Source organism: Xanthobacter autotrophicus, assembly GCF_029991245.1.
GTDB lineage: Bacteria > Pseudomonadota > Alphaproteobacteria > Rhizobiales > Xanthobacteraceae > Xanthobacter > Xanthobacter autotrophicus_C.
On the sequence record NZ_JAIVFO010000211.1, the window covers coordinates 1 to 5,526 of the forward strand.

Here is a 5,526-nt window from a genome sequence, read left to right on the forward strand (position 1 = left end):
GGAGGGGACCGGGCGGGTGCCGGGCACCAGCACCTCCGGCCCGCCGGGCGCGGAGATGAGGATGGCGGTCATGGTTTCAGGCAATGGGGCAGGGAACGACATGAACGGCTCCGAAAAGACTGGCGGCGGCCGCCTGAGGCGAGCGACTTTAGGCAAGGACCTGGGGGCGGCGGGGCGAGAACAGGCTCCGGCCGGTCCAACCCGTTTCCCGGCAAGGCGTTGGCGGCTGTTGCGAGCAGGCTCTTTAAACTGAAGCGGGGACGGGCAAAATAGGAGGGGCGGTTCGGACCTGAAGTCCGCTCCGCCACGCGAGGCGACAATAGGGAGGGGTGCGCAAGATGCCAATGGATGACGACGCTTTGCCCCCGCCGCGCGAGCCGCCGATTGTGGCGGATATCTCGCGCCTGTCCGTGGACGAGATCGAGCAGCGCATCGTCGGCCTCAAGGCCGAGATCGCGCGCCTGGAGACAGCGCTCAAAGCCAAGCTCGCCTCCCGCGCCGCGGCCGATGCCGCTTTCAAATTGTAAGGGCGCTGGCTGAAAGGGGGCAGGGTTTTTAGCGGCGACGCGTTAAGGCGGCCTTAATCCCTGCCTGCCAAACTCCACTTGTCCGCAGCGTTCCTCCCAAACACCTGACCGGACATGTGAGCGCGTACCTGTACCAAGTACCTGGACCGAGTACCTGGCAACTCTCCCTGTCAGACTTCGGAGCCGCCGCAAGGCGGCTCTTCTTTGCGTGGGGTGCCCGATATCCCCAGCCCTTTGCAGGCCTGGCCCCTTTACGCGCGCGGCGCCGTTCCGCTTGATGCACGCCCTTGTGTGAGGAGCGCGGCAGTGCGGGACCGGGACGGGGCGGCATCTGCCGCCATCTTCAGTGGAGGTATGGAGACGCTTGCCTCCGCGCAGGCGCGCCTGTCCTCGACCCCGCTCGACCCATCTTCCGCCGACGCCCTGCGCCGCCTTGTGCTGGATGCGTCTTCGGCGCTGCTGATGCTCGATATGCTGGGCGACGGCGACTTGGCACCCGATGCTTTCGGGCGCGAAGCCGCGCGGCTTCATCTGGCCTTACCGTCCGGGCTGGTCGAACGGCTGCCGGCGGCGGCCCGGATCGGGGCGCTGGAACTCGCAACGCTCTGCGGCATGCTCGCAGCGCGCCTTCAGGTCGCGGCGGCGGTGGAGACCGCCGGCGCATCACGCAACGCGAAAAGCCGCGACGGCGGCACGACCGCCCGCGGCTTCATCTGGTGATGCGATGAACTGAACGGCGCAGGGATTCCCCAGCGCCAGAACGGCGAAGCCGCACCGTAAGGCCCTGCGACGCAGATACGCAGGGCCGGATGCCGCGGCGGGCGCCGATCAGCCCTTCAGCAGGGCGCCGAACTTGCTCTTGAAGCGGGAAACGCGGCCGCCGCGGTCCATCAGCTGCTGGGTGCCGCCGGTCCACGCGGGATGGGTGCGCGGGTCGATATCGAGCTGAAGGGTGTCACCCTCCTTGCCGTAGGTCGACCGGGTCGTGTACTCGGAACCGTCCGTCATCACCACCTTGATGAAGTGGTAGTCGGGGTGGATGTCGCTCTTCATTGGTTCAATCCTTTATCGCCACGCCGACGCCCTCCCGGGGTCCGGCAGCGTCAATTTCGGTTCCTGACGGAAGTGGCGGGTCTATAACCGAGTGCATGCTTTGACACAAGCCGACACCTCAACTGCCCCCAAGAACGACGCGCTCACGGGCGCCGCGCCCGAGGGCGAAGCCTCCCGGCGCCGCAAGGCCAACCTGAAGCCGCTCCGGGGCCTTGCCCCCTACCTGTCGCGCTATCGCGGCCGGGTGGCGGCGGCGCTGGTCGCCATCCTGGTGGCGGCGCTGGCGACGCTGGCGCTGCCGCTCGCGGTGCGGCGCATGATCGATTTCGGCTTCGCCGCCGACCATGCCGCCTTGGTGGATCGCTATTTCGCGGTGCTGGTGGCGGTTGCGGCGGTGCTCGCGGCCGCCTCCGCCGCCCGCTATTACCTTGTGACCACCCTGGGCGAGCGGGTGGTGTCGGACCTGCGCACCGCCGTCTTCGCCCGTCTGGTGACGCTGGACGGCGCCTTCTACGACACCGCCCGCTCCGGCGAGCTCACCTCGCGGCTGACGGCGGACACCACGCAGCTGAAGTCGGCGGTGGGCGCCTCCGCCTCCACCGCTCTGCGCAACCTCGTCCTGTGCGTGGGCGGCATCGCCATGATGGTGGTGACCAGCCCGCGCCTGTCGGCCCTCGTGCTGGTGGCCATCCCCGTCATCGTGCTGCCGCTGGTGGCCTCCGGCCGCAAGGTGCGCCGGCGCACCCGCCATGCCCAGGACACGCTGGCCGATGCCTCGGCCTATGCCGCCGAGGCGCTCAACGGCATGCGGGCGCTGCAATCCTCCAGCGCGGAAGGCGCCGCGCGGGCGCGCTTCGACGGGGCGGTGGAAGAGGCCTTCACCGCCGCGCAGGACGCGACGCGGGCGCGGGCCTGGCTCACCGGCGTCGCCATCTTCCTCATCACCGCCAGCATTGTCGCGGTGCTGTGGGCGGGCGCCCAGTCGGTGCTCGCCGGCACCATGAGTTCGGGGGCGCTGAGCCAGTTCGTGCTTTATGCGGTGCTGGCCGCCGCCTCGCTGGGCAATCTCTCCGAGACCTGGGGCGAGGTCTCCGCCGCCGCCGGCGCCGCCGAGCGCATCGGCGAACTGCTGAGGGTGGAGCCCCAGGTGCGCACCCCGGCCCACCCCGTGGCGCTGCCGGCGCGCCTGTCCGGCGCCATAAGGTTCGACGAGGTCTCCTTCGCCTACCCGACCCGGGCCGACGACAACGCCCTGCACGGCGTCTCCTTCACCGTCCGGCCCGGCGAGCGGGTGGCGCTGGTGGGGCCGTCCGGGGCCGGCAAGAGCACCGTGTTCCAACTGCTGGAGCGCTTCTACGATCCGCAGGCCGGTCGCATCCTGCTGGACGAGATCGACATCGGCAGCGCCGATCCGGTGGACGTGCGCCGGCAGATCGCGCTGGTGCCGCAGGAGGTTGCCATCTTCGCCGACAGCGTGCGGGCCAACATCCGCCTGGGCCGGCCCGACGCAACCGATGCCGAGGTGGAGGCCGCAGGGCAGGCGGCGGCGGTGGACGAGTTCGTGGCGCGCCTGCCGCAGGGCTGGGATACCCCGGTGGGCGAGCGGGGGGTGACGCTCTCCGGCGGCCAGCGCCAGCGCATCGTCATCGCCCGCGCCATCCTGCGCGCCGCCCCCATCCTGCTGCTCGACGAGGCGACGAGCGCGCTCGATGCGGAAAGCGAGACTTTGGTGCAGACCGCGCTGGAGCGTTCCATGGAGGGGCGCACCACCCTGGTCATCGCCCACCGGCTTGCCACCGTGCTGGAAGCCGACCGCATCCTGGTCATGGAGGCGGGGCGCATCGTGGACGAGGGCACCCACGCCGAACTGGTGGCCAAGGGCGGCCTCTACGCCCGCCTCGCCCAGCTCCAGTTCAACGCGGCCTAAAGCCCGCGCCGCGCTTGAGCGGTGCCGAGAGCGTTGTGCTCAGGTGCCGCGCCATTCCATGCGGAAGGTGCGGCGGCCGGACATGGGGTTCTCGCCCTCGGCGACGATGGCGAGCCCCATCTTCTCGTAGAAGCGCACCGCGCGGGGATTGTCCTGGTTCACGTCGAGGGCGACGAGGGCCGGGGAGATCCGCCGCGCCTCGTCCATCAGCGCCTCGGCCGCGCCCCGGCCCCAGACGCGCGGAGCGACGGCCAACTGGTCGAGATATCCGGTGCCGGGATGGATGACCACGAACCCCGCCACCGCTCCCTCCCCGTCCAGCGCCACCCGAATCAGCGCGCCCCCTGCCGCAAGCTCATCGAGATGGCTTTCGAGCCACGGCCGGCGGGCCTCGAAATCGATCTCCGGCAAGGTCTTCACCCAGCTCTCCACCCACAGCTGCGCCATGGCGGGGCGATGGGCGGGCAGAGCGGGCGCGAGGGTGTAGGGCATGGGAATGTCACGCCTTGGCTCATGACGACGGGGCGGCTGGTGCCGATCCACCTTCTTCGCCGTCAAATCCGGGCATCCAACCTGAGCCAGACGGGTTGCTGGCCTCTTAACGCTTCCGGCGCGGGTTGACGCCGCTCTCGAAGAGATCGCGTGCCCTCACCGCTCCGTCAGCTTCAGCTCGATGCGGCGGTTGCGGGCGCGGGCGTCTTCCGTGGCGGCGGCGGCGTCGATGGGCTGGTATTCGCCGAAGCCGGCGGCGATCAGGTGCTGCGGGCTCACGCCCTTGGAAATGAGGTACTGAACCACTGCGATGGCCCGTGCCGCCGACAATTCCCAGTTGGAGGGAAACTGCGGCGTGGCGATGGGCCGGTTGTCGGTGTGCCCGTCGATGCGCAGGGCCCATGAAATATCGGGCGGGATGGATTTTTCCAGATCGAGGATGGCCCCGGCCAGCTTGTCCAGCTCCGCCAGCGCCTCGGGGCGCGGGGTGGCGGCGCCGCGGTCGAAGAACACTTCCGACTGGAACACGAAGCGGTCGCCCACCACGCGCACGTCCGGCCGGTTGCCGAGGATCTCGCGCAGGCGGCCGAAGAACTCCGAGCGGAAGCGGGTCAGTTCCTGCACCCTCTGGGCCAGCGCCACGTTGAGCCGGCGGCCAAGGTCAGTGATTTTGGTCTGGCTTTCCGCGTCGCGCTTTTCGGAAACGTTCAGCGCCTCTTCCAGCGCCGCCATCTGCCGGCGCAAGGCCGCAATCTGCTGGTTGAGCAGTTCGATCTGGGCGACGGCGCGGGCCGCCACGTCCTTCTGGAGGTCCACCTCGCGGGCCAATGCCCGGGTGCGGCCATCGTCGGAGGCGGGGGCCGGGGCGGCGAAAAGCTGGCCCTTGAGGCGGTCACGCTCGCTTTCGGTGGCTTCCAGCGAGGCCCGCAGGGTGGCAAGCTCGCCATCTGCGGTCTGGCCGGTGGCGCGCTCCAGCGACAGCAGCTCGGTGAGCTGGCGGATCTGGGCCTGCAGCCGCTGCATCACATTGTCCTTGCCCGACATTTCCTGGGTCAGGAAGAACTGGGTGAGCATGAAGACGGACAGCAGGAAGATGAACACCAGCAGCAGCGTGGACAGAGCGTCCACGAAGCCGGGCCAGTAATCGATTTGGCGGTCGCGGCCGCGTCTGCCCAAGGCCATGGCTCAGCTCCCGTTTCCACTCACGCTTTGAGTTCCGCTGGCGCTCACGCTCCGACCTCCGCTGGCGCTCATGCCTTGCCCCGGCCCGAGGTCTCGTCCTCCAGGCGCCGGACCAGCCGCCTGAGTTCCTCGTTCTGGGCCCCCTGCGCCTCGACCATCTGTTTCAGCAGCGCCTGCTCCGAGCGCATGTGGGTGACGAGGGCCTGCAGGCTCTCGGCCAACTGGGCCATGGCGGTGGTGACCCTCTGGGACCCGGCTTCCGTCATGGTCTTCTCCAGCCGGAACATGGCCGAGACGAGCGGGCCGACGTCGAACGCCGGCTGCGGCGGGGGCAGGGCGAGGGGC

6 protein-coding genes and 1 pseudogene are annotated in these 5,526 nt (G+C 69.6%); 3 read left to right on the forward strand and 4 right to left on the reverse strand.

Translation table 11 applies throughout. From position 1 onward, the window contains the following. Window positions 1–338 precede the first annotated feature (338 nt). Both K9U41_RS21550 and K9U41_RS21555 read left to right on the forward strand, forming a co-directional pair. Window positions 339–527, forward strand: coding sequence for a DUF1192 domain-containing protein (locus tag K9U41_RS21550; protein ID WP_432715843.1), 189 nt, complete (start codon window positions 339–341; stop codon window positions 525–527). A 354-nt stretch (window positions 528–881) separates the two neighbouring features. Further along, a complete protein-coding gene (locus K9U41_RS21555) occupies window positions 882–1,247 on the forward strand; it encodes a hypothetical protein (RefSeq protein ID WP_282642895.1) in 366 nt (121 codons plus the stop codon). Window positions 1,248–1,355: 108 nt separating this feature from the next. Here K9U41_RS21555 and rpmE read toward each other — a convergent pair whose 3' ends face one another. Further along, on the reverse strand, window positions 1,356–1,580 hold the full coding sequence (gene rpmE / locus K9U41_RS21560) for a 50S ribosomal protein L31 (RefSeq protein ID WP_012112862.1): 225 nt from the start codon (window positions 1,578–1,580) through the stop codon (window positions 1,356–1,358). Between the two features lie 91 nt (window positions 1,581–1,671). On the opposite strand from rpmE, the gene K9U41_RS21565 reads away from it, so the two are divergent. Further along, a complete protein-coding gene (locus tag K9U41_RS21565) occupies window positions 1,672–3,507 on the forward strand; it encodes an ABC transporter transmembrane domain-containing protein (protein ID WP_432715844.1) in 1,836 nt (611 codons plus the stop codon). 39 nt (window positions 3,508–3,546) lie between these two features. Here the strand turns inward: K9U41_RS21565 and K9U41_RS21570 are convergent, their stop codons facing one another. From K9U41_RS21570 to K9U41_RS21580, 3 genes and pseudogenes are all read right to left on the reverse strand, one after another. Then, on the reverse strand, window positions 3,547–3,999 hold the full coding sequence (locus tag K9U41_RS21570) for a GNAT family N-acetyltransferase (RefSeq protein ID WP_282642896.1): 453 nt from the start codon (window positions 3,997–3,999) through the stop codon (window positions 3,547–3,549). Between the two features lie 156 nt (window positions 4,000–4,155). Continuing rightward, window positions 4,156–5,181 (reverse strand): peptidoglycan -binding protein, encoded by a 1,026-nt coding sequence (locus K9U41_RS21575; protein WP_282642897.1) that lies wholly within the window; start codon window positions 5,179–5,181, stop codon window positions 4,156–4,158. Between the two features lie 68 nt (window positions 5,182–5,249). Then, a pseudogene (locus tag K9U41_RS21580) lies at window positions 5,250–5,526 on the reverse strand (flagellar motor protein MotA); the annotation flags it as partial.

Excerpts from the sequence above, each read along its gene's own strand:
- K9U41_RS21550 (WP_432715843.1), top strand. The coding sequence starts at position 339 with ATGCCAATGGATGACGACGCTTTGCCCCCGCCGCGCGAGCCGCCGATT.
- K9U41_RS21555 (WP_282642895.1), top strand. The coding sequence starts at position 882 with ATGGAGACGCTTGCCTCCGCGCAGGCGCGCCTGTCCTCGACCCCGCTC.
- K9U41_RS21570 (WP_282642896.1), bottom strand. The coding sequence starts at position 3,999 with ATGCCCTACACCCTCGCGCCCGCTCTGCCCGCCCATCGCCCCGCCATG.
- K9U41_RS21575 (WP_282642897.1), bottom strand. The coding sequence starts at position 5,181 with ATGGCCTTGGGCAGACGCGGCCGCGACCGCCAAATCGATTACTGGCCC.
- rpmE (WP_012112862.1), bottom strand. The coding sequence starts at position 1,580 with ATGAAGAGCGACATCCACCCCGACTACCACTTCATCAAGGTGGTGATG.